General features: G+C 69.7%; 14 protein-coding genes. 9 read left to right on the top strand and 5 right to left on the bottom strand.

Annotated features, from left to right (window positions below; translation table 11 throughout):
* Nucleotides 1-79 precede the first annotated feature (79 nt).
* From N8J89_RS33525 to N8J89_RS33510, 4 genes are all read left to right on the top strand, one after another.
* The gene (locus tag N8J89_RS33525; protein WP_252480683.1) at nucleotides 80-916 is read left to right on the top strand and encodes a GNAT family N-acetyltransferase; all 837 of its coding nucleotides are present in this window, start codon (nucleotides 80-82) and stop codon (nucleotides 914-916) included.
* A gap of 293 nt (nucleotides 917-1209) precedes the next feature.
* Nucleotides 1210-2397, top strand: a complete 1188-nt coding sequence (locus N8J89_RS33520; RefSeq protein WP_283660982.1) for a sensor histidine kinase — start codon at nucleotides 1210-1212, stop codon at nucleotides 2395-2397.
* A gap of 20 nt (nucleotides 2398-2417) precedes the next feature.
* Nucleotides 2418-3098 (top strand): response regulator, encoded by a 681-nt coding sequence (locus N8J89_RS33515; protein ID WP_252480685.1) that lies wholly within the window; start codon nucleotides 2418-2420, stop codon nucleotides 3096-3098.
* Nucleotides 3099-3160: 62 nt separating this feature from the next.
* Nucleotides 3161-4972, top strand: a complete 1812-nt coding sequence (locus N8J89_RS33510; RefSeq protein WP_283660981.1) for a penicillin-binding transpeptidase domain-containing protein — start codon at nucleotides 3161-3163, stop codon at nucleotides 4970-4972.
* A gap of 776 nt (nucleotides 4973-5748) precedes the next feature.
* Here the strand turns inward: N8J89_RS33510 and N8J89_RS33505 are convergent.
* From N8J89_RS33505 to N8J89_RS33495, 3 genes are all read right to left on the bottom strand, one after another.
* Nucleotides 5749-6495: a lasso peptide biosynthesis B2 protein gene (locus N8J89_RS33505; RefSeq protein WP_283660980.1), complete on the bottom strand. Its 747-nt coding sequence runs from the start codon at nucleotides 6493-6495 to the stop codon at nucleotides 5749-5751.
* Entirely contained in the window at nucleotides 6492-8324 is a 1833-nt protein-coding gene (locus N8J89_RS33500) for an asparagine synthase-related protein (protein WP_283660979.1), read from the bottom strand. Before N8J89_RS33500 ends, N8J89_RS33505 begins: the two co-directional genes overlap by 4 nt.
* 421 nt (nucleotides 8325-8745) lie before the next feature.
* Nucleotides 8746-9945 carry an ROK family transcriptional regulator gene (locus tag N8J89_RS33495; protein WP_283660978.1) on the bottom strand — a complete coding sequence of 400 codons (1200 nt, stop codon included), beginning with the start codon at nucleotides 9943-9945 and terminating at the stop codon, nucleotides 8746-8748.
* A gap of 414 nt (nucleotides 9946-10359) precedes the next feature.
* On the opposite strand from N8J89_RS33495, the gene map reads away from it, so the two are divergent.
* The gene (map, locus tag N8J89_RS33490; RefSeq protein WP_283660977.1) at nucleotides 10360-11217 is read left to right on the top strand and encodes a type I methionyl aminopeptidase; all 858 of its coding nucleotides are present in this window, start codon (nucleotides 10360-10362) and stop codon (nucleotides 11215-11217) included.
* Nucleotides 11214-12752, top strand: coding sequence for a cobyric acid synthase (locus tag N8J89_RS33485; RefSeq protein ID WP_283660976.1), 1539 nt, complete (start codon nucleotides 11214-11216; stop codon nucleotides 12750-12752). Before map ends, N8J89_RS33485 begins: the two co-directional genes overlap by 4 nt.
* A gap of 27 nt (nucleotides 12753-12779) precedes the next feature.
* Here the strand turns inward: N8J89_RS33485 and N8J89_RS33480 are convergent, their stop codons facing one another.
* On the bottom strand, nucleotides 12780-13589 hold the full coding sequence (locus N8J89_RS33480; protein ID WP_283660975.1) for a dienelactone hydrolase family protein: 810 nt from the start codon (nucleotides 13587-13589) through the stop codon (nucleotides 12780-12782).
* Nucleotides 13590-13887: 298 nt separating this feature from the next.
* On the opposite strand from N8J89_RS33480, the gene N8J89_RS33475 reads away from it, so the two are divergent.
* On the top strand, nucleotides 13888-17829 hold the full coding sequence (locus tag N8J89_RS33475; RefSeq protein WP_283660974.1) for a discoidin domain-containing protein: 3942 nt from the start codon (nucleotides 13888-13890) through the stop codon (nucleotides 17827-17829).
* A 125-nt stretch (nucleotides 17830-17954) separates the two neighbouring features.
* Nucleotides 17955-19769, top strand: a complete 1815-nt coding sequence (locus tag N8J89_RS33470) for a glycosyltransferase family 39 protein (RefSeq protein WP_283660973.1) — start codon at nucleotides 17955-17957, stop codon at nucleotides 19767-19769.
* Here N8J89_RS33470 and asnB read toward each other — a convergent pair.
* Nucleotides 19745-21586, bottom strand: a complete 1842-nt coding sequence (asnB, locus tag N8J89_RS33465) for an asparagine synthase (glutamine-hydrolyzing) (RefSeq protein ID WP_283660972.1) — start codon at nucleotides 21584-21586, stop codon at nucleotides 19745-19747. The genes N8J89_RS33470 and asnB overlap by 25 nt on opposite strands.
* Before the next feature lie 115 nt (nucleotides 21587-21701).
* Between asnB and N8J89_RS33460 the strand changes: the two genes are divergently transcribed.
* The gene (locus tag N8J89_RS33460; RefSeq protein WP_283660971.1) at nucleotides 21702-22187 is read left to right on the top strand and encodes a MarR family winged helix-turn-helix transcriptional regulator; all 486 of its coding nucleotides are present in this window, start codon (nucleotides 21702-21704) and stop codon (nucleotides 22185-22187) included.
* The last annotated feature ends 6 nt before the right edge of the window (nucleotides 22188-22193 follow it).

Here is a 22193-nt window from a genome sequence, read left to right as displayed (position 1 = left end):
GAACTCTTCGTGAACCGGGGGATGACGACCATTGGGTGACCCAGTGCCCTCGGCCGGGTGTGTTTGGCAGACTTGCAGGGTGCTGAAGCTTGCCGGGGCTCGGCTGCTCGAGGAACGGGATCTGCGGGCGGTTCGAGCCGCCCTCGACGCCGACCCCGTGGCAGCCTGCATGGTCGCCTCCCGTGTCGAGATCGCCGGATGCGATCCCTGGCGGCTGGGCGGGGAGATGTGGGGCTTCGGCAGCAGGCTGGACGGCCTCTGCTTCTCCGGCGCGAACCTGGTCCCGCTCTCCGGCGGGTTGCCCGCGGTCAAGGCCTTCGCCGACCGCGCGCTGCGCCGCCGCCGCGGCTGCTCCTCCCTGGTCGGCCCGGCCGAGCAGGTGATGCCGCTGTGGGAGGAGCTCACCCCGGAGTGGGGCCCGGCGCGTGAGGTGCGCGAGGACCAGCCGCTGATGGCGATGGCCGGTGAACCGGTGGTCGCGCCGGACCCGCTGGTCCGCCCGGTCCGGCCGGACGAGCTGGACCAGTACCTGCCGGCCGCGGTGGCCATGTTCATCGAAGAGGTCGGCATCGACCCCAGGGCCGACGACGGCGGCGCGAGCTACCGGGCCAGGGTCGCCGAACTGGTCGCGGGCGGGCGGGCGTTCGCCCGGTTCGAGCAGGGTGAAGTGGTGTTCAAGGCCGAGATCGGCGCGCTGTCCGCGCGGGTCGGCCAGATCCAGGGCGTCTGGGTGCACCCGGACCGGCGGGGGCAGGGACTGGGCACCGCGGGCACCGCGGCGGTGGCCGACCGGCTGGTCCGCGGCCTCGGCCGGATCGCCAGCCTGTACGTCAACGCCTACAACACCCCGGCCCGCGCGGCCTACCAGCGGATCGGGTTCCAGCAGGTGGGGCAGTTCAGCACGGTCCTGTTCTGACACAACTGTGTTGGAACGAGAAGACAATCGTCCCGGCCGGGCTCCGAGTCGGGGCCCATCCGTACTCGACCCGGCCGGGACGACTACCTGAGCTGGTGGTCCCACCAACCCCCAGGCGGCAGGAACACCGGCATTCAAGCTATGCCCTGTGCGGAGTGTGGTCGTCGCACTCCCAACCGACTTTTGGCACCAACTCGGGTGGTAGCCCGGAGACGGTCTGCAACTTTTGCGGTATGCCCGATGCCATGCGCAGGTACGGGACGGAGTGCGCCGAAGGGCACTAACGTTGGTCCGTGCGCCTGATCAGATCGGCGATGCGCTGGGCACTGGCGCTGCAACCGCAGGTCGCCGACACGATCGTGGCCGCGGTTGTCACCTGCGTTGCCCTGCTGTTGGTCCACCGCGATCCGCCGTTCGGCATCGGTCAACCGACCGAGCTGGTGGTCGCGCTGGTCTTCCTGTCGGTGATGCCCAACGCCTTCCGCAGGCTGGCGCCGATCCTGGTGTTCCTGGTGACCAGCGCGGCCTACTCGGCCTACCTGCTGTGCGGCTACCCCGACGTGATCACCCCCTTCGGCGCCTGGATCGCGCTGTACACGGTGGCCGCGCACTGCCAGACCAGGGTGTCGGTGCCGGTGGTCATGGCCGTGGTCCCCGCGCTGCTGACGCTGATGGTGCTCACCGGGGGGTCCTGGGTGAGCCTGGTGCAGTGGGTCATGCACGGCTCGGTGGCCTGGCTGCTCGGCGCGAGCAGGCACAGCCTCACCCAGCGCAACCACCAGCTCGCCGAGCTGGCCCTGGAGCTGCACGCCGACCGGGAACGCCTGGCCCAGCGCGCGGTCACCGAGGAGCGGGTGCGCATCGCCCGCGAGCTGCACGACGTGGTCGCGCACCACATGTCGGTGATCTCGGTGCAGGCCGGGCTGGCCCGCTACGTCTTCGACACCGACCGGGCGACCGCGAGCAACGCGCTGGCCACCATCGCCGACACCAGCCGCGAGGCACTGGACGAGATGCGCAGGGTGCTGGCCCTGCTCCGGCTGCCCGCCGAGGACGACGAGCCGGAGCCGGAGTTCGACCCGCAGCCCGGCCTGGACCGGATCGAGGAGCTGCTGAACCGGGTGCGCGCGGCCGGGGTGCCCGCCGAGCTGGTGGTCACCGGCACCCGCCGCCCGCTGCCGCCCGGCCCCGACCTGTGCGCCTACCGGGTGGTGCAGGAGTCGCTGACAAATGTGCTCAAGCACGCCCTGCCCGCCTCGGCCACGGTGTACCTGCACTACCGGCCGCGCGAGCTGACCGTGCGGGTGGTCGACGACGGCCAGCAGCCCGCCCCGGCCGGAACCGGCCCGGTCTCCGGCCACGGCCTTGCCGGAATGCGGGAACGCGCCAGGCTCTACGACGGTAGCCTCACCGCTGGCGCGCACGCGCACGGCGGGTTCGCGGTGGAGCTGCGACTGCCGCTCGCACCGCCGCTGGAGTAGCCGGGGAGGAATGCGAGCCGATGACCAGCGTCCTCGTCGTGGACGACCAGGTGCTGGTGCGGGCCGGTTTCGTCGCCCTGATCACCGCCGCGCCGGGGCTGGAGGTCGTCGGCGAGGCCGCCAACGGCCAGGAGGCGATCGACCTGGCCGCCCGCACCCGGCCGGACGTGGTGCTGATGGACCTGCGCATGCCCGAGGTCAGCGGGGTCGCCGCCACCGAGCAGATCCTGGCCGGTCCGCCGGAGCCGCGGCCGAAGGTGCTGGTGCTGACCACCTTCGACCTGGACGAGTACGTCTACGCCGCCTTGCGCGCCGGGGCCTCCGGCTTCCTGCTCAAGGACACCCCGCCGGAGCGGCTGCTGGCCGCCATCCACACCATCGCCGGCGGCGACCTGCTGTTCTCGCCCAACATCACCCGCAAGCTGGTCGAGTCCTACGCCAACCGCGGCACCCAGACCTGGGCGCCGATCCCGGAGCTGTCCGCGCTGACCAGCCGCGAGGTGGAGGTGCTGCGCCTGGTCGGCCGCGGCCTGACCAATGCCGGCATCGCCGACGAGCTGGCGGTCAGCGAGGCCACCGTCAAGACCCACCTCAACCGCGCGATGGCCAAGCTCAACCTCTCCAGCCGGGCCCAGGCGGTGGTGGTCGCCTACGAGACCGGCCTGGTCATCCCTGGTCAGTCCCGCACCGCCGGCCGCTGACAACCGGAACCCACGCCGCCCTTCATCCCCTGTTGACACGGGTGCGCGGCATACTGGCCGCCGTGTCCGCTCACCGAGTTGTCAGCGCCACCGCCCTGCTAGTCATCGTGCTCCCGGTCGCGGGCTGCGGTCTGTTCGGCAGCGAGCCCAAACCCGAGGACGCGGCGCGGACCTTCCTCTCCGCCTTCGCCAACGGGGACACCGCCACCGCGGCCAACAGCACCGACGAGGCGAAACCGGCCAAGGACCTGCTGGACAAGACCCGCGCCGCGCTGAAGCCGACCGCGGTCAGCGCCACCCTGGACCAGACCGAGGTCTCCTCGGCCGACTCGACCACCGCGAGCAGCGGCTACACCGTCAAGTGGGACCTCGGCGGCGGCCGGAGCTGGAGCTACCAGGGCAAGCTGGAGCTGCGCCGGGCGGAGAAGACCTGGCGGGTGCACTTCTCGCCCAGCGTGATCCACCCGAAGCTGCAACCGCAGCAGACCATCGCGCTGCGCGAGCAGCAGCCGCAGCCCGCGCCCATCCTGGACCGGGACGGCAGCCCGCTGCTCAACCCGGAGAAGGTGGTCGCGGTGCTGCTGGACCGCAAGGCCGCCGGCGACCTGCCCAAGGTGGCCGGCGCGCTGGCCGGCGCGGTGGCCCGTTTCGACAAGTCGATCACCCAGCAGAGCGTCACCGACGGCGCGAGCAAGGTGCCGGAGGGCCAGGCCTACCCGGTGGTCACCCTGCGCGACGCGGACTACCAGCAGGTCAAGGGCGAGATCTACGACCTGCCGGGAGTGCGCTTCAGCAGCCAGACCCGGCTGCTGCCGCCCGCGGGCAAGGAGTTCGCCGCCCAGGTGCTGCCCACCGTGCGCAAGGCGGTTGAGGACCAGATCGCGGGCACCGCGGGCTGGCGGGTGGTCACCCTCAACGCCGGTGGCACCGAGGTGGAGACCCTGCACGAGCAGCAGGCCCAGCCGGCCAAGGCGGTCACCCTGACCATGAGCCGGGGCGTGCAGGCCGCCGCCGAGGACGCGCTGGAGCCGGTCAAGAACGCGGCCATGCTGGTCGCCTTCCAGCCCTCCACCGGCGACCTGCTCGCGGTGGCGCAGAACGCCGAGGCGGACAAGGGCGGCCCACTCGCGCTCACCGGCAACTACCCGCCGGGCTCCACGTTCAAGGTGGTCACCGCGGCCGCCGTGCTGCAAGCGGGCACGGCCACCCCGGACACCGTGCTGCCCTGCCCAGGCACCTGGACCATCCAGGGCCGCAAGATCCCCAACAACGACGAGTTCGACCTGGGCAACGTGCCGCTGCACCAGGCCTTCGCCGCCTCCTGCAACACCACCTTCGCCGAGCTGGCCACCAAGCTGCCCGCCGACTCGCTGACCAACGCGGCCAAGCAGTTCGGCGTCGGCGTGGACTTCGAGCTGGCCGGGGTGCGCACCCTGACCGGCAAGGTCCCGCCCGCCGAGCCGGTGGTGGAGCGCGCCGAGGACGGTTTCGGCCAGGGCAAGGTGGTGACCACCCCGTTCGGCATGGCCCTGGTCGCGGCCACCGCGGCCCGCGGCTCGATGCCCACCCCGAACCTGCTGCGCGGCGCCGAGACCAAGGTGGTCGGCGCGGTGGCGCCACCGCCGCCGGGCATCGCCGAGCAGCTCCGGCCGATGATGCGCGAGGTGGTCACCAGCGGCACCGCCAAGAAGCTGAACCGGCTCGGCGAGGTGCACGGCAAGACCGGCACCGCGCAGTTCGGCGACGGCACCCACTCGCACGGCTGGTTCATCGGCTTCCGCGGCGACGTGGCCTTCGCGGTGCTGATCGTGGACTCCGGCACCTCCGGACCTGCGGTGGACGCGGCCGGTAGGTTCCTGGGCGCCATCGGCTAGTTCGACCGGTTCGACGGCGGACGTCGTATGGCGAGGTTGCGGATGGAACGGGCGTCGACCATTAGTTCATACGGGTGAACTTGTGAATTGGGTAGCGGTACCCCCTGTCGGCCCTTGTGCGCGGTTCTCATGGAATCGGCGTTTTGAGCACGATGACACGGCGGGTCTGTGGAGCGGGGTCTTCGCCAAATTAGCGGTTCTCGAGGTCGCCAACCACTCAACGTCGTGTCGGGGTGCCCAACTGCCGATGTGAGGCTCTCGACGGTCACCGCGAGCGAGGCCGACGTTGCCGACCGGTTGATCAGCAAGGCCACACGCGCAGCGGTGGAGCTGTCGAGCTTCGAACTGATCGCATGGTGGGTCGACATGACCCCAGGTTCTTCAGGCCGAGATTGAGTAGCGCTGGAAATGATGCGGGCCTGCTGGTGAAAATCTCGGAAATCGCCAGAATCCGCCTCGCTGTGTAGATCAATGGCCTGTTGTAGTGGAAGCGCGCGAAGCGCACAGTGGCACTATCACCCGCCCCCCGGTAGCGAGGAGTGTCAGACGTGAAAAAGCGAGAAGCGGCGGACATGAAGATCCGAATGGAGTTCAACGCCAGCTGCACGTGGCCGAAAGTTAGGTCTGGTTGTGCGCAGAGGGTTGATGACCGTATCGTGCCTGCTGTGCGTTCTCTATGTGCACTACGGGCTTTTGGTTGATTTTCTGGCGAAGTAGGCGCACGACGAACGATGCTGCGGCTGGCTGCTACTGGCAGCTCGGCCGCAGCATCCATGTCATATCGAGAGAACGCGGATGAAGGCGTCAATATGCGACTCCGGCGAACGCGTGACGGCAACATCACCAGTTTCCACCCATGCATGGAAACGGCACGGGTCCTCGGCGACACCGATAACCCAGCGCAATCTTTGCCGGGTAAGAGACGCCGTGATGACGCAGCCCAGCGAACGTTCCAGGCAGGCGGCCCGGCCGGGGTACCGATCCGCCGCCGCTTCGACCGCCGCGACCGTCAGTGCGGCTTCCGGTTGGGAGGCGGCACGCGCGCACCACGCGCCGGTGAGCACACCCACGATATGGACGGTTAGGCGGAAGGGGAGACGCAACAGGCAGAACGCCGCGAAGAGCCCGACATGAGCGAGGAGCAAGATCCTCCTGGACGGATTCGCCTCCTCGGTTGAGATGGACCCAATGGGCTTGCCCAGGACGGTGAGGGGGAGGCGGCCCGTTGCGGCTGCGCCTCTCCTGAGCGCGATGAGGCCGTGGTTGGCCAGTTCGGTGAAGATGAGCCGGGCCCTGGTGCGGAATGCCGCCCGAGCGAGCTGGGGATACTGGTCCGCCACAGTGTCGACAGCCTGGTCGCTGTCACCTGTGCGCCATAGTTCCTGCCACAGCGCACCGGCCAGACGGTTGATCACGTAGCAACGGCCAGATCGCAGGTTGAGCACGAATGTCGCGCCGCTGGCGCTTGTTGTGATGTGCACGTGGTGGGGAATGCAGAGGCGCGATGCGCCACGTCGGGTCACTCCATGCTCCTGAGCCAGAGGTCATAGGCGATCAGTCGATTCAACGCCGGAAAGGGAGTGTCTGCCCCCAGAACCGCTCGGTCGATCGACGAGCGGACCGCACTCGGTTCGATCAGTCCCATATCTGCCAGGGGAGATGCGGAGACTCGCTTCCGCAGCCCAGCGGCTTCGATTCGTGCGCCCCGGTAGTCCTCACCCAGGTAGTTGCCCTTGGATCTGCGGTCCAGCGCAGCGGCGGGAATCACCTCGTTCAACGCCGTGCGGACCAGGGGCTTGAACACCGTGCCAGAGGCCCGTCTCGACGCGAGCAATGCGGTGCAGGCGCGGACGACGTCATTGTCCAGAAACGGCGCCTGGGGCCACACACAGTACGGGCGAGCCATTTCGCTCAGTTGTTGTTGGACTGCCCCAGACCGGCGAAGGTCATTCCGCGCGGTGAAGTCGGCGACTCCGCCGTCCTGTGGGGTCTGGCGCACGCGGTCGGCGTGATCATGCATGAGTTCCACCAGCGCGCGGCGTGCGCCGATGGTGAGCCACGAGGACTCCGGGCCCGGCGAAGGCCACCATGAGATCGCGTCCACCCAGCTCGGGTAGTGGGTGTCCAAGCGGTGCAGCCGGCGGGCGTACGCGTGCAGTGCACGTCGCCTCGACGTTCTCGACAACTGGATCGCTCGGGACAGCACGTGAGCCGGGGATTCGTTTCGCAGTCGAGCCCACGCGCCCGAATCCGCGAGCAGTTGGCGTATCCGTCGCTCGCTGGCCAGGTCGCCCAGGTAAGCCGGCGGCGCGACCACAAGCGCGTCCGCTCCCTCCCCGCCGAGGTGCACACCCTCGCCCGTGGCCGCGACATGCCGCAGACGGAGGTGGTTTCGCTCGTGCGTGACTGCCGCGAAGTCAGGCAGCCCGGTGGGGGGCGACGCACCGAGATTCCGGTACGGGAGGGTGGCGCTCGTTCCTGGAACGATTTCAAGCTGGATCTTCGAGCTCAAGCCTGCGTTGCGCACGGCGTGGTCGAGGTCGTCTGCAGGCGCGTCAGGATGGTGGTAGACGAAAGCGGTCAACGGGGCTGACAGGTGTCGAGCCGCGAGAAAGGCGATCGAGGTGGAGTCGAACCCGCCGCTGAAGTCAGTGCTCACGTGCCCGATCGCGGTCCGGGTGGACACGGCGATCTCCAGCGACTCGCGCAACGCTCCGGCAGCCTCCCCCAGCGAGAGTCGCTGATCCGGGGCGAGATCCGCATGGGTCCACCGCGAGACCGCTCCGCGGGCCGTCACTTGGAGTGCTTCGCCGGCCTCAAGTCTGCGAAGACCACGCACCGGTGTCAGACCATGTGTGAGCATCGGCACCGCACCACAGAAGATCTCCGCGGCGGCGACGAGCGGATCAGTCTTGAGCCCTGCACCCGAAGCCATCGCGGTGGGCACCGGGCTCGTTCCGAAGGTCAGTCGCTCCCCTGGGTGGTAATACAACGGGTATTGGCCCGCGAGATCGACGAAAGCGACGAGTTTCTCCTCGGTGGCCACGATCGCGAGGTAGCTGCCCGGCCACCAGGTGACCAGTTCCAGCCGATCCCTTCGCAGTGCTGTGGCGAGGTCGGCGCGCAGTTGGGCGTCTCCAGCGGCACACTGGCCGATGAGCAGCAGTTGCACTTCGGGACAAGCGACCGTGCGGAATTCGCGGGGGCGCCACTCACCCCAGGTGACAGCGATGGGCAGGCCCGGCCAGACCTGGGTCGCGCTGGCCGGGGCGGTCGCGACGGCGCCGCCCTGGAGAGCAGGAAAAGAGCCCACAACGCACGGTGTGTGGCCGACCGTGGACACGAATGTCACGAATATATTACCAGTAGTATTGTGAGTTCGCGTCCGCGTTTCCGCTGGACGAACTACCCAAAGTTATACGTCGGACATGTCCGAGATCGACTATCAGCGGCGACTCGCCCTCCTCGTCGACTTCGTGTGCCGCAGAGTGTGCTGGTGGATGACCTGAGGGGTTTTCCAAGCGTTCGCGAGCTTGACGGAAGAATTTCATGATCATACCTTCGGTCGACGGGCGGCGGAGACGCGTCCTGTGCCGACTGGTGCGGCGATAGCGTGCGTGGAGTGTATCGCATCAAAATGTTCACCCGCCACCGGAAGATGCTCAGGTTCGTGACTTCGATCGTGTGGCGACCTCTTGATAACTTGTCATCTTATTAATGGGGTCGATTTTTCGATATGAACGCTCAGGACCGATTTTCGTGCGGTAGACCGTTCATTTCGACGACCTGGACTGAAGTCCGAGGATGAGAGCGCCCTGCGCCTCGGCGAACGGGCTCAGCGCGCTGGTGCGCAGCTTGAAATCACCGTCCTGGTGGACCGTGCCCGCGAGCGCGTACCTCCTGAGTTCTTGACGGCAGGTGTCCAGCACCAGGTGCTCCGCCTCCGCGAGTTCGCCGCCGATGATGATGTGCCGTGGATTGATGAGATTGCACAGCTGGGCCAGTGCGAAGCCGAGCGTCCGGCCGGCGTCGCTCAGGATGCGACCACACACGGCGTCACCGGCCTGCGCGCTGTGCACGAGTGCGCCCAGAGTGGACGGGGCCTCCCGCGAGCTGCCCCGTTGGGCCTGCTTGGCCTTGGCGACGAGCGACTCGGCGCCGACGATGGTGTCCAGGCAACCGCGCCCGCCACACAGGCAGACATCTCCGTCGGGCTCAATGGTCAGATGTCCGAGTTCGCCAGCCATGCCGCGCTGGCCGCGCAGGAGCGTCGAGCCGATCATGATGCCCACCCCCACGCCGGTGGACGCCTTCACGTAGGCGACATGTTCGACAGCCTCGTCAGAGCCGTACGTCTGTTCCGTCAATGCGCCGAGATTCGCGTCGTTGTCCATGGCCACGGGCACCCCGAGTGCCGCGCTGAGCTCCTGTATGGGCCGGTCCTCCGCTCGCCACGGCGCGAGCACCGGCGTGGTGAACATCCCCGTCCGCGGCTCGACCATCCGCGGTACGGCCAGGCCCGTCGCCACCACGTCCGCCATCTTCTGGCCGGTCTCCTCGACGGCGTCCTGGATCAGGTTGAGCACGTCCGGCAGAAGCAGCCGCAACCCCCGGTTCATGCCGGGCGTCTCCCTGCGCTGGATCACCTGGTCGAACGAGCTGGTCACGGGTCTGGCCACCACGGAGACGTGGTTGAACCCCAGATCTACCCCGATTGCGACGCCGCGCAGTTCCCGCAGCCGCACTTTTCCGCTCCGGGATTTGCCCGAACTGTCGCCCCCCTTGTCGGTCTCCACCACGCCGTTCGCGCTCAACTCCTGCACCGCAGTCGAAACCGACGCCGACGACAAGCCGGTCCGCCGGGCGATACGGGACTGCCGATCAGACTTGATCATAATTTCGATGATCAGCCTTTTGAGGTTGGAACCGTGACCGTGAGTTGAACGGTCCAGGAGTGTGCGCGCGTCGCCCATGGCGTCGACCTCTCCGCATAAATGCGATTCCTGAAATATTGATAGCTCAGGCTAGCATCGCATCGTTCAATTTGAAGAACGTCATCATTCAGGTGCCGGTCCGTTGTGATATTGACGTCGGTGGGCAAGTGGATGATCTTCTTGTCGAGATCAACTGAGTTCCACCCGAATGGTGCAATCCACAGTGTGAAATTCCTGATCGCCGGAAAGGGTGATCGAACTTCACTTCCAGTGCACCTCGCCGTACCGCAAGTCAGAGGGGGCGACTGGCGGGATCGCGGACTCGACCGGGCGGTCCAGACCGACGGTCCAGGAGGGTGCCGCCTTCACCCGGTTCGCCGGGCCGACCGACCTCGCCTCACCTCACCACCTGCCCGATCCGCACTCCACTTCCGGCGTCGTAGGGTGGACCCCATGCCCGTCCGCGCCCCACTCAAGCCCGGCCAGCAGTCGCCGCGGCGACCCGTGCCCGCACACATCGAGCGTCCCGAGTACGTGGACAAGCCGGCGCCCAAGCGCAACACCGATCCGTGGGTGCAGCCGCCGGAGATCATCGAGGCCATGCGGGTGGCAGGCAGGCTGGCCGCCCAGGCGCTGGCCGAGGCGGGCAAGGTGTGCGTGCCGGGCGCGACCACCGACGAGGTGGACGCGGTGGTGCACGAGTTCCTCTGCGACAACGGGGCCTACCCGTCCACGCTGGGCTACCGGAACTACCCGAAATCCTGCTGCACCTCGCTCAACGAGGTCATCTGCCACGGCATCCCGGACAGCACGGTGATCGAGGACGGCGACATCGTCAATGTCGACGTCACCGCGTTCATCGGCGGCGTGCACGGCGACACCAACGCCACCTTCCTGGCCGGGCACGTCGCCGAGGAGGCGCAGCTGCTGGTCGAGCGGACCAGGGAGGCCACCGCGAGGGCGATCAAGGCGGTCAAGCCCGGTCGTCAGATCAACGTGATCGGGCGGGTCATCGAGGCTTACGCCAAGCGGTTCGGCTACGGCGTGGTGCGCGACTTCACCGGGCACGGCATCGGCCGGTCCTTCCACAGCGGCCTGGTCGTGCTGCACTACGACGAGCCGAGCATGGACACCGTGCTGGAGCCCGGCATGACCTTCACCATCGAGCCGATGATCACCCTGGGCACCATCGACTACGACATGTGGGCCGACGGCTGGACGGTGACCACCAAGGACAAGAAGTTCACCGCCCAGTTCGAGCACACCGTGCTGGTCACCACCGACGGCGCAGAGATCCTCACCCTGCCGTGAGCGGGGGCCTGCTCATCGCGGGCACCACCTCGGACGCGGGCAAGAGCGTGCTGGTCGCCGGGCTGTGCCGGTGGCTGGCCCGGCGCGGGGTGCGGGTGGCGCCGTTCAAGGCGCAGAACATGTCCAACAACTCGGTGGTCACCCTCGACGGCGGCGAGATCGGCCGGGCGCAGGCGGTGCAGGCCGCCGCGGCCGGACTCGAACCCTCGGTGCGGTTCAACCCGGTGCTGCTCAAGCCCGGCAGCGACCGCAGCTCGCAGGTGGTGCTGCTGGGCAAGGTGGTCGGCGAGGTCAGCGCGCTGTCCTACCGGGCCCGCAAGGAGGAGCTCTTCGCCACCGTGCTGGCCACCCTGGACGGCCTGCGCGCGGAGTACGAGGCGGTGGTCTGCGAGGGCGCGGGCTCGCCGACCGAGATCAACCTGCGCGCCAACGACATCGCCAACATGGGCCTGGCCCGCGCGGCGGACCTGCCGGTGCTGGTGGTCGGCGACATCGACCGCGGCGGCGTGTTCGCGCACCTGTTCGGCACCCTGGCCCTGCTCGACCCGGCGGACCAGGCCCTGGTCAGCGGCTTTGTCATCAACAAGTTCCGGGGTGATCCCACGCTGCTGGAACCGGGCCTGCGCCAGCTGCGCGCGCTGACCGGCCGACCGGTGCACGGCGTGCTGCCCTGGCGCGAGGAGCTGTGGCTGGACGCCGAGGACTCGCTCTCCTACGCCGCCGACGGGGTGGTGGGCCGGCCCGCGCCGCCGGTGGGGGAGCAGTGGCTGCGGGTCGTGGTGCCCCGGCTGCCCCGGATCTCGAATGCCACCGACGTGGAGGCGCTGGCCGGTGAGCCCGGCGTCTCGGTCCGCTTTGTCACCGAGCCCTCCCGGCTGGCCGACGCCGACCTGGTGCTGATCCCCGGTTCGAAGTCCACCGTCGCCGACCTGGCCTGGCTGCGCCGCACCGGCCTGGCCGAGGCCATCCACCGGCACGCCCGCGCGGGCCTGCCGGTCACCGGGATCTGCGGCGGCTACCAGATGCTGGCCAGGACCCTGCGCGATGAGGTCGAGTCCAGGGCGGGCACGGTGGACGGGCTGGCCCTGCTGGACCTGGACATCGACTTCCACCCGGTGAAGACCCTGGCCCGCCCCACCGGCAGCGCGCTGTCACACCCGGTGCACGGCTACGAGATCCACCACGGCCACCCGTCCCGCCGCGCGGACACCCTGCCCCCGCTGATCACGTTGCCCGACGGCACCGGCGAGGGCGTGCTGCACGAGTCGATCGCGGGCACGCACTGGCACGGCCTGTTCGAGAACGACGAGTTCCGCCGCGACTTCCTGCGCTGGGCGGCCACGCGCGCGGGCCGCACCGGCTTCACCCCGGCCCCGGACACCGACTTCGCCGCCGCCCGCGCCGCCCAGCTGGACCTGCTGGGCGACCTGGTCGCCGACCACCTGGACACCGACGCGGTGCAGCGGCTGCTGGAGCGGGGCGCGCCGAAGGGGCTGCCGGACCTCCCACCCGGCGCACCCCCGCTGGTCAGCTAGCGAGGCGGCTCGGCCGCGCCGCGCTGGTCAGCCAGCGCCGCCGCCCAGCCGCTCGCGGAGGAACGCCATCACCTCATCCCGCGCCGCCATCGCCGAGTTCCCCTCCCGGACCTCCCTGGTCAGCACCGAGTGCGCGTTCCACTGGTACCCCTCCGCGTTCCCCCGCCCCGAGTCCAGCTCCACCACCCGGAACGCCTCGCCCAACCGCTCGGTCAGCGTCCGGAACCGCTCGCCGGGGGCCAGCACGTCCCGGCTGAACCGCAGCCCCATCAGGCACAGCCCGGACTCCACCGTGCGCGCCGCGATCCGGGACAGCTCCTCCGCCGACATCCCCGGATCCGCCTTCCGTCGCGCGCCCAGCGGCAGCGGCAGTGAGGGCTGGCTGGCGACCGGGGCCAGCACCACCTCGTCGACCGCGGCGGCCAGCGCGAAACCGCCGGTGAAGCACATGCCGATCACGCCGACGCCGGGGCCGGGGGTGCGCGCGGCCAGGTCCCTGGCCACCGCGCGCAGGTAGTCGGTGAACGGGCGCTTGGCGTTCAGGGCGAACGCCCGGAACTCCGCGGACACGCACGCCTTGGCCACCACCGGCAGGGCGGTGAGCGGGTTCTCCGGCGCGCCGGGAGTGCCGAAGGCGGAGACCACCAGCACGGTGAAGCCGTTGTCCACCAGGTGGTCGCAGAAGCCGAGCACCGAGGGCGTCATGCCGGGGATCTCCGGCAGCACCACCACGCCGGGGCCGCTGCCCTTCTCGTAGCAGTCGTAGGTGGACCCGGCCGCGGTGAACGGCGACCGCCGCCACCCGGTCAGCTCGGACGTGGGGGCCTGCTGGCTCATGAAGCCGGTTGTACACCAGCGCTGCTCCATTCGCGTGGTGCTGTTTCGTTCCAGAGCCAATGCCGGCCGAGCCGTTGACGCGGCCGTAGCGCGTCTGTAACTCTTGCCTCTCGCTACGCAAAAACCTGACATTACAGTGATAATTACGTACAGAGTCCCGTTATTTCCTGCGCAACGTCGCGCATGACCTCCTCCCTGGCTGCCCTGCCTCGGGGATGAGAAACAGAGGACCGCCATGAGAGTGCAGCGCTCACTGTTCCGACCCATCGCCCTGTTGGTCGCGTTCTCCCTGCTCAGCATGGGTGGACCCGTTGTCGCCACCGCCGCCCCCGCACCGGATGTGGCGATCCGGCAGCCGGCCGCGGCCAGCAGCGCCGAAGCCGCGCACACCGCCCGTGCCCTCACCGACGGCGACCAGGGCACCTACTGGCAGAGCGCGGGTGACGCGCTCCCGCAGTGGGCCCAGGTCGACCTCGGCGGCGAGCAGACCATCGACCAGGTCACGCTGAAACTGCCCCCGCGGTGGGCGAAACGCGCCCAGACGTTCGCCGTTCAGGGCAGCAGGGACGGCGTCGGCTTCGACACGCTGGTCACTCCCCGCGCGCACACCTTCGACCCGGCCACCGGCAACACGGTCACCCTCGACCTGCCCGCGACCACCACCCGCCACCTGCGGGTCGAGGTCAGCGCCAACTCCGGCGACCGGGCCGCACAACTGGCCGAGCTCCAGGTCCGGCGGGCCACCCCGTCCACCGTCGACCTGGCCGCCGCGGCCACCTTCACCGCGAGCAGCCAGCACCAGGACCACGGCGCGGCCAACGTGGGCGACGGGAACCAGGACAGCTACTGGGAAAGCGCGAACAACGCCTTCCCGCAGTGGCTCCAGGCCGACCTCGGCGCCTCGGTCGCGGTCAACCGGCTGGTGCTCAAGCTGCCGCCGAACTGGGAGCCGCGCGGCCAGACCTTCACCGTGCGCGGCAGCGACAACGGCACCGCCTTCACCGACCTGCTGGCCTCCTCGGCGCACACCTTCAGCCCGCAGGCGCAGAACACGGTGACGCTCACCCTCAACGCCGCGGCCACCACCCGGCACCTCCGGCTGGAGTTCACCGCGAACACCGGCTGGCCCGCGGCCCAACTGGCCGAGCTGGAGATCTACGGCCCGACCACCGGCGACACCCAGGCGCCCACCGCCCCCGGCGAGCTCGCCTACACCCAGCCCGGCGTGGACCAGATCCGGCTGACCTGGACCGCGGCCACCGACAACGTCGGCGTCACCGGCTACGACATCTACGCCAACAACACCCTGCGCAGCCGGGTGGCCGGGAACGTGCTCAGCCACACCGACACCCAGCCGGTGAACGCGACCGTCAGCTACCACGTGCGGGCGCGCGACGCCGCGGGCAACGCCTCGCCCAACAGCAACACGGTCACCCGCACCGGCCCGGACAACGGCACGAACCTGGCCCAGGGCAAGCCGATCACCGCCTCCTCGCACGTGCACAACTTCGTCGCGGCCAACGCCAACGACAACAACGCGCAGACCTACTGGGAGGGCGGCGCGGGCTACCCGAACACGCTCACAGTGTCCCTCGGCTCGAACGCCGACGTCAGCTCGGTGGTGCTCAAGCTCGACCCCAGCACCGCGTGGGGCCGCCGTACCCAGACCCTGGAGGTGCTCGGCCGGGACCAGGGCGGCGGCGCGTTCAGCCAGCTGGCCGCATCCGCCCAGCACGTCTTCGACCCGGCCACCGGCAACACGGTGACCATCGCCGCGAAGGGCAGAGCCGCCGACATCCAGCTCCGCTTCACCGGCAACACCGGCGCGCCCGCCGGGCAGGTCGCGGAGTTCCAGGTGCTCGGCACCCCCGCGCCCAACCCGAACCTGACCGTCACCGGCAGCTCCTGGACCCCGGCCACCCCGGTGGAGACCGACCCGGTCCGGCTGAGCGCGACCGTGCGCAACACCGGCAGCGCCGCCTCGACCGCCACCGGTGTCAACTTCTACCTGGGGGAGAACAGGGTCGGCACCGCCGCGGTCGGGGGCCTGGCCGCGGGAGCGAGCACCACCGTCACCGCCGACATCGGCCCGAGGGACGCGGGCAGCTACCCGCTGACCGCCAAGGTCGACGAGGACAACGCGGTCGTCGAGCAGAACGAGACCGACAACAGCCACACCAACGCCAGTCAGCTCACGGTGAACCCGGTGTCCAGCTCGGACCTGGTGGCCGCCTCGGTCAGCTGGACCCCGAACAACCCTGCCCCCGGGGCCGCGGTCGAGTTCGCGGTGGCCATCCGCAACCAGGGCAGCATCGCCTCGGCCACGGGCGCGCACGGCATCACGCTGAACGTGCTGGACGGCAACGGAACCGTGGTCCGCACCCTGACCGGCGCGCACCACGGGGTCATCGCCGCCGGTGCCACCACCGCCCCGGTGAACCTGGGCAGCTGGCCGTCCGCGGCGGGCAGGCACTCGGTGCGGGTGGTGCTGGCCGAGGACGCCAACGAGCTGCCGGTCAAGCGCGCCAACAACACCAGCACCCAGGCCCTGTTCGTGGGCAGGGGCGCGAACATGCCCTACGACCTGTACGAGGCCGAGGACGCGGTCACCGGCGGCGGCGCGCAGGTGATCGGCCCGAACCGCACCATCGGCGACCTCGCCGGTGAGGCCTCCGGCCGCCGCGCGGTCACCCTGAACAGCACCGGCAGCTTCGTGGAGTTCACCACCAGGGCCGAGACCAACACCCTGGTGACCCGCTTCTCCATCCCGGACGCCCCCGGTGGCGGCGGCATCGACGCCACGCTCAACGTCTACGTCAACGGCCAGCCGCACAAGCCGATCACCCTGACCTCCAGGTACGCCTGGCTCTACGGCGCCGAGGCCAGCCCGGAGAACTCACCCGGCGCGGGCGGCCCCCGGCACATCTACGACGAGGCGAACCTGATGTTCGGCAGCACCATCCCCAAGGGCAGCAAGATCAAGCTGCAGAAGGACGGCGGCAACACCAGCAGCTACGCGATCGACTTCATCAACACCGAGCAGGTCGCGCCGATGGCCAGCCCCGACCCGGCCAAGTACGCCGTGCCCGGCGGCTTCGGCCACCAGGACGTGCAGAACGCGCTGGACAAGGTCCGGATGGACACCACCGGCACCCTGATCGGGGTGTACCTGCCCGCCGGTGACTACCAGACCAGCAGCAAGTTCCAGGTCTACGGCAAGGCGGTCAGGATCACCGGAGCCGGGCCGTGGTTCACCAGGTTCCACGCGCCGGCCGGTCAGGCCAACACCGACGTCGGCTTCCGGGCCGAGGGCAGCGCGAGCGGGTCCTCCTTCGCCAACTTCGCCTACTTCGGCAACTACACCTCGCGGATCGACGGTCCCGGCAAGGTGTTCGACTTCCAGAACGTCAGCGACATCGTCATCGACAACATCTGGAACGAGCACATGGTGTGCCTGTACTGGGGCGCGAACACCGACCGGATCACCATCAAGAACTCCCGGATCCGCAACATGTTCGCCGACGCGATCAACATGACCAACGGCAGCACCGACAACCACGTGGTCAACAACGACTCGCGGGCCAGCGGTGACGACAGCTTCGCGCTGTTCTCCGCGATCGACGCCGGTGGCGCGGACATCAGGAACAACGTCTACGAGAACCTGACCTCCACGCTGACCTGGCGGGCGGCCGGGGTCGCGGTCTACGGCGGCTACGACAACACCTTCCGCAACATCTACATCGCGGACACCCTGGTCTACTCCGGCATCACCATCTCCTCGCTGGACTTCGGCTATCCGATGAACGGCTTCGGGCCGGGGCCGACGAGGTTCGAGAACATCTCCATCGTCCGGGCGGGCGGCCACTTCTGGGGCGCCCAGACGTTCCCGGGCATCTGGGTGTTCTCCGCCTCCAAGGTCTTCCGCAACATCCGGGTGTCCGATGTGGACATCATCGACCCGACCTACAGCGGCATCATGTTCCAGACCAAGTACCGCAGTCCCGGCCAGCCGGAGAACCCGATCACCGACACGGTGTTCACCAACGTCTCCATCTCCGGCGCCCGCAAGAGCGCCGACGCCTTCGACGCCAAGTCCGGCTTCGGCCTGTGGGCCAACGAGCTGCCGGAACCCGGTCAGGGCCCCGCGGTCGGCTCGGTCACCTTCAACAACCTCCGCCTCTGGAACAACCACACCGACATCCGCAACACCACCTCCACCTTCACCATCAACCGCAACTGACCGCGCCACCGACGAACGGGCGCGGCCGTGTCCTTCCCGGCCGCGCCCGTTCCCCATGCCCCGCTCCGGGCTGACTCCCAGCGGGTTCCCACCTGGCTCCCAGCCACGGCGGTCAGCCTGCTCCCGTGACCGACCGCACGCGCCAGCCCCGCTGGTCCCGGCCCGCCCTCGCCGCGGTGCTGGCACTGGCCTCGGTGCTCTACACCTGGGCCCTGTCCACCAACGGCTTCGCCAACACCTACTACTCCGCGGCGGTGCTCAGCGCCACCAAGAGCTGGTCGGCCTTCTTCTACGGGTCGCTGGACGCCGGTGGTTTCATCACGGTGGACAAGCCGCCGCTGGCGCTGTGGGTGCAGGCCTTGTCCGCCAAGGCGTTCGGCTTCTCCAGCTGGAGCATCCTGCTGCCGCAGGCCGTGGCCGGGGTGGCCGCGGTCGCGGTGGTGCACCACGTGACCAGACGCGCTTTTGGCCCAGCAGCGGGCATCCTGGCCGCGCTGGCGCTCACCCTGACCCCGGTGGTGGTCGCGGTGACCCGGCACAACAACCCGGACACCCTGCTGGTCCTGCTGCTCACCCTGGCCGCCTGGGCGCTGTCCAACGCGGTCCGCTCCGGTCGCCTGCTGCCGCTGCTGGCCTGCGCGCTGGCCGTCGGCCTGGCCTTCAACACCAAGATGTTGCAGGCTTACCTGATCGTGCCCGCCGCGGCCGCCGCCTACCTGGTCGGTGTCAGCGGGCCCTGGTGGCGCAAGCTGCTCCGGCTCGGCCTGGCCGGGGTGGTGCTGCTCGGGGTGAGCCTGTCCTGGCTGCTCGCGGTGGACTCGGTCGACCCGGCCGAGCGGCCCTTCATCGGCAGCAGCACCGACAACACGGTCAGCGAGCTGCTGTTCGGCTACAACGGGTTCGGCCGCCTGCTGGGCCAGAACCGGGTCGGCTCGCCAGGGCTGAACGCCGGTGGTGGCGGCGGGGGCAACGCCAGCGGCTGGGACCGGCTGCTCAGCGGCGAGGTCGGCGGCCAGATCGCCTGGCTGTTCCCGTTGGCGCTACTGGGTTCTGTGGCCGCGCTGGTGCTGCGGCGGCAGCGCGCCGAACTTCTGCTGTGGGGTGGCTGGCTGCTCACCACCGCGGTCGTGTTCTCCACCGCCGCCGGGATCTGGCACACCTACTACACGGTCGCGCTGGCCCCGCCGCTGGCCGTGGTGGCCGGTGCGGGCGCGACCGCGCTGTGGCGGCTGCACCGGGACCGCTCGCACTGGGGCTGGCTGCTGCCGGTGACCGCGGGACTGACCGGCTTCTGGGGTGCGACCCTGCTCGGCCGCACCCCGGACTACCTGCCCTGGCTGCCGGTCACCGTCGCGCTGCTCGGCCTGGCCACCTCGGTCGCGCTGGCCATCCCGTTGCTGGGCGGCCGTTTCTCCCGCCGGGCGACCGCGCTCACCGCGAGCGCCGGACTGCTCGCGGCCCTTGCCGGACCCGCCGCCTACGCGGTGACCCCGCTGACCGCGAAGACCTCGGTGACCTTCCCGATCGCGCAACCCACGCCCGCCGTCAGGTTCGCCCCGGACCGCGCCGAGGGCCCGAGCGCCGCCGCGCTGGCCCACCTGGAGTCCCAGTTCCGCGATGAGCGCTGGGCGGTGGCCGTGGTGGGCGCGCTGGTCGCCGCCCCGGTCATCCTGGACACCGGCCTGCCGGTGATGGCCGTCGGCGGCTTCAACGGCAACGACCCCGCGCCCACCGCGGCCCAGCTGCGCCACTATGTCCACAGTGGACAGTTGCGGTTCGTCTGGACCACCGGCGCGTCCCCGACGCTTCAGTTCGACGGCGGCGCAGCTGCCGGCACGGCCGTGGTGGACGCGGCCCTGTCCTGGGTCACCGCGCACTGCGCGCTGGTGCCGGGGACAGGGCAGCTCTACGACTGCTACAGCTCGACCCGCACGCCGTAGTCGAGGATCCACCGGTTCAGGCCCAGCAGCGACTCCACCGTGCGCCGGGTCGCGGAGTCCGAGCCGACGGTGACCAGCGGCGAGTCCAGCAGGGTCTGGATGTCCTTGCGCGGCACCAGTTCGGTCACCGGCGCGGAGGAGTCCTCGATCACCCTGGCCAGCTCCTCGCGCAGCGCCTTCTCATACCCCGCGTCCTGGGTGGAGGGGTACGGGCTCTTCTTGCGCTGCACCACCGACTGCGGCAGCACGTCCGCGGTGGCCGCGCGCAGCAGGCTCTTCTCCTTGCCGTCGAAGGTCTTCATCGCCCACGGCGCGTTGAACACGTACTGCACCAGGCGGTGGTCGCAGAACGGCACCCGGACCTCCAGACCCACCGCCATGCTCATCCGGTCCTTGCGGTCCAGCAGCAGGTTCACGAACCGGGTCAGGTTGAGGTAGCTCAGCTCGCGCATCCGCGCCTCCAGCCCGGTCTCCCCGGCCAGCCTGGGCACCTCGGCCAGCGCCTCCTGGTAGCGCTGCTGGACGTAGTCGCCCAGCTGGAGCCGCTCGGCCAGCCCGCGGTAGACGGACTCGGTCTGGCTGTGCGCCCGCGCGGCGATCCACGGGAAGGTGTTCCCGTTGACCGCGACCGGGTCGTGGAACCACTTGTAGCCGCCGAAGACCTCATCGGCGGACTCCCCGGACAGCGCCACCGTCGACCGGCCGCGGATCGCCTTGAACAGCAGGTACAGCGAGAAGTCCATCTCGCCCATGCCGTTGGGCAGGTCGCGGGCGTGCAGCGCGGCCGCGCGCACCACCGGGTCCATCAGGTCCTCGTTGTCCAGCACGATGTTGGTGTGCTCGGCGGCCACGTGCTCGGCCACCTCGGCCACGAACGGCGCGTCCGGGCTGTCCCGGAAGGCGTCGGCGTGGAAGTTGTCGGTGTACCCGGCGAAGTCCACCGAGAACGAGCGCACCGGACCCGCGCCCTGCGCGGTCAGCGCCTTGGCCGCCAGCGCGGTCAGCGCGCTGGAGTCCAGGCCGCCGGAGAGCAGCGTGCACAGCGGCACGTCCGCGATGAGCTGCCGCTCGACGATGTCCTCCAGCAGCTCCCGCACGGTGCGCACGGTGGTGTCCAGGTCGTCGGTGTGCTCGGTGGCCTCCAGCTGCCAGTACCGGGACTTGCTGATCCCCTTGCGGGACACCGTGACCACCGAGCCGGGCCGCACCTCCGCCAGCCCGCGCAGGATGCCCAGCTCCGGCGTCTTGACGAAGCCCAGCGCCTCGCGCAGCCCATCCGCGTCCAGCACCGCCTCGGCCAGCGGGTTGGCCAGGATCGCCTTGGGCTCGGAGCCGAAGAGCACACCGTCGGCGGTGGGGTAGTAGTAGAGCGGCTTGATGCCCATCCGGTCGCGCACCAGCAGCAGCTCCTCGGTGCGGGCGTCCCAGATGGCGAAGGCGTACATGCCGTTGAGCCGGTCCACCAGGGACGGGCCCCACTCCAGGTAGGCGTTGAGCACCACCTCGGTGTCGCTGGCGGTGCGGAACTGGTGGCCGCGGCGCTGGAGCTCGGCGCGCAGCTCGCGGAAGTTGTAGACCTCGCCGCTGTAGGTCAGCACCGCGGTGGTGCGCCCCTGCGCCTCGGCGAGCATCGGCTGACGGCCGCCCTCAAGATCGATGATGGCCAGTCGCCGCTGTCCGATCGCGGCGTGGCGGTCCAGCCAGAGCCCGGCGTCATCCGGTCCCCGGCAGGCCATCGTCTCGGTCATCGCGGCGGCGGTGTCGTGTTCCTGGGTCAGGTCGCGCTGGTAGCCGACCCAGCCGGCGATTCCACACATGAGAGAGATCCCCCTTCAGCACTGAATTGGTGGGATGTCTCCGACGGTAGACCCGATGGTTGCGTCACGCAACGGTCGGCTTGGTGTTCCCGGCGGCAGGTGGAAGGGTGGAATCGTGACGAACCGGGCCGAACCGAACACGGCGGACGACCAGCTCACCGGCGCACTCGAACACGAGCTGACCCTGTTCACCCGCAAGGCCTTCTGGCGGTTCTGGACCACCCGATATCCCGAGGTCATCGGCCTGGACCAGACGACGTACCCCTACCTGGCGGTGATCTCCGCGCGGCCCGGGCTGACCGTCGGCGAGCTGGCCAGGATGTTCAACGTGGACAAGTCCACCGCCAGCCGCCATGTGGCCAAGCTCACCAGCGCCGAGCTGGCCAGGGTGGTCGACAACCCGCCCAACGCGCGCACCCAGCCGTTGCAGGCCACCGAGGAGGGCAGACGTCGGGTCGCCGTCGTGCAGGCCGACCGCGCCGCCTGGCTGCACGGCGTGCTCGCCGACTGGCCCGAACAGGACCGGCGCGACCTGGCCCGCCTGGTCGCCCGCCTCAACGCCGACCTGGACGCCCGCGAACAGCGGGCCAGGAGCCGCTAGCTCAGC

It is taken from the genome of Crossiella sp. CA-258035, from assembly GCF_030064675.1.
Taxonomy (GTDB): Bacteria; Actinomycetota; Actinomycetes; order Mycobacteriales; family Pseudonocardiaceae; genus Crossiella.
This window is presented reverse-complemented; position numbering and strand designations above follow the sequence as displayed.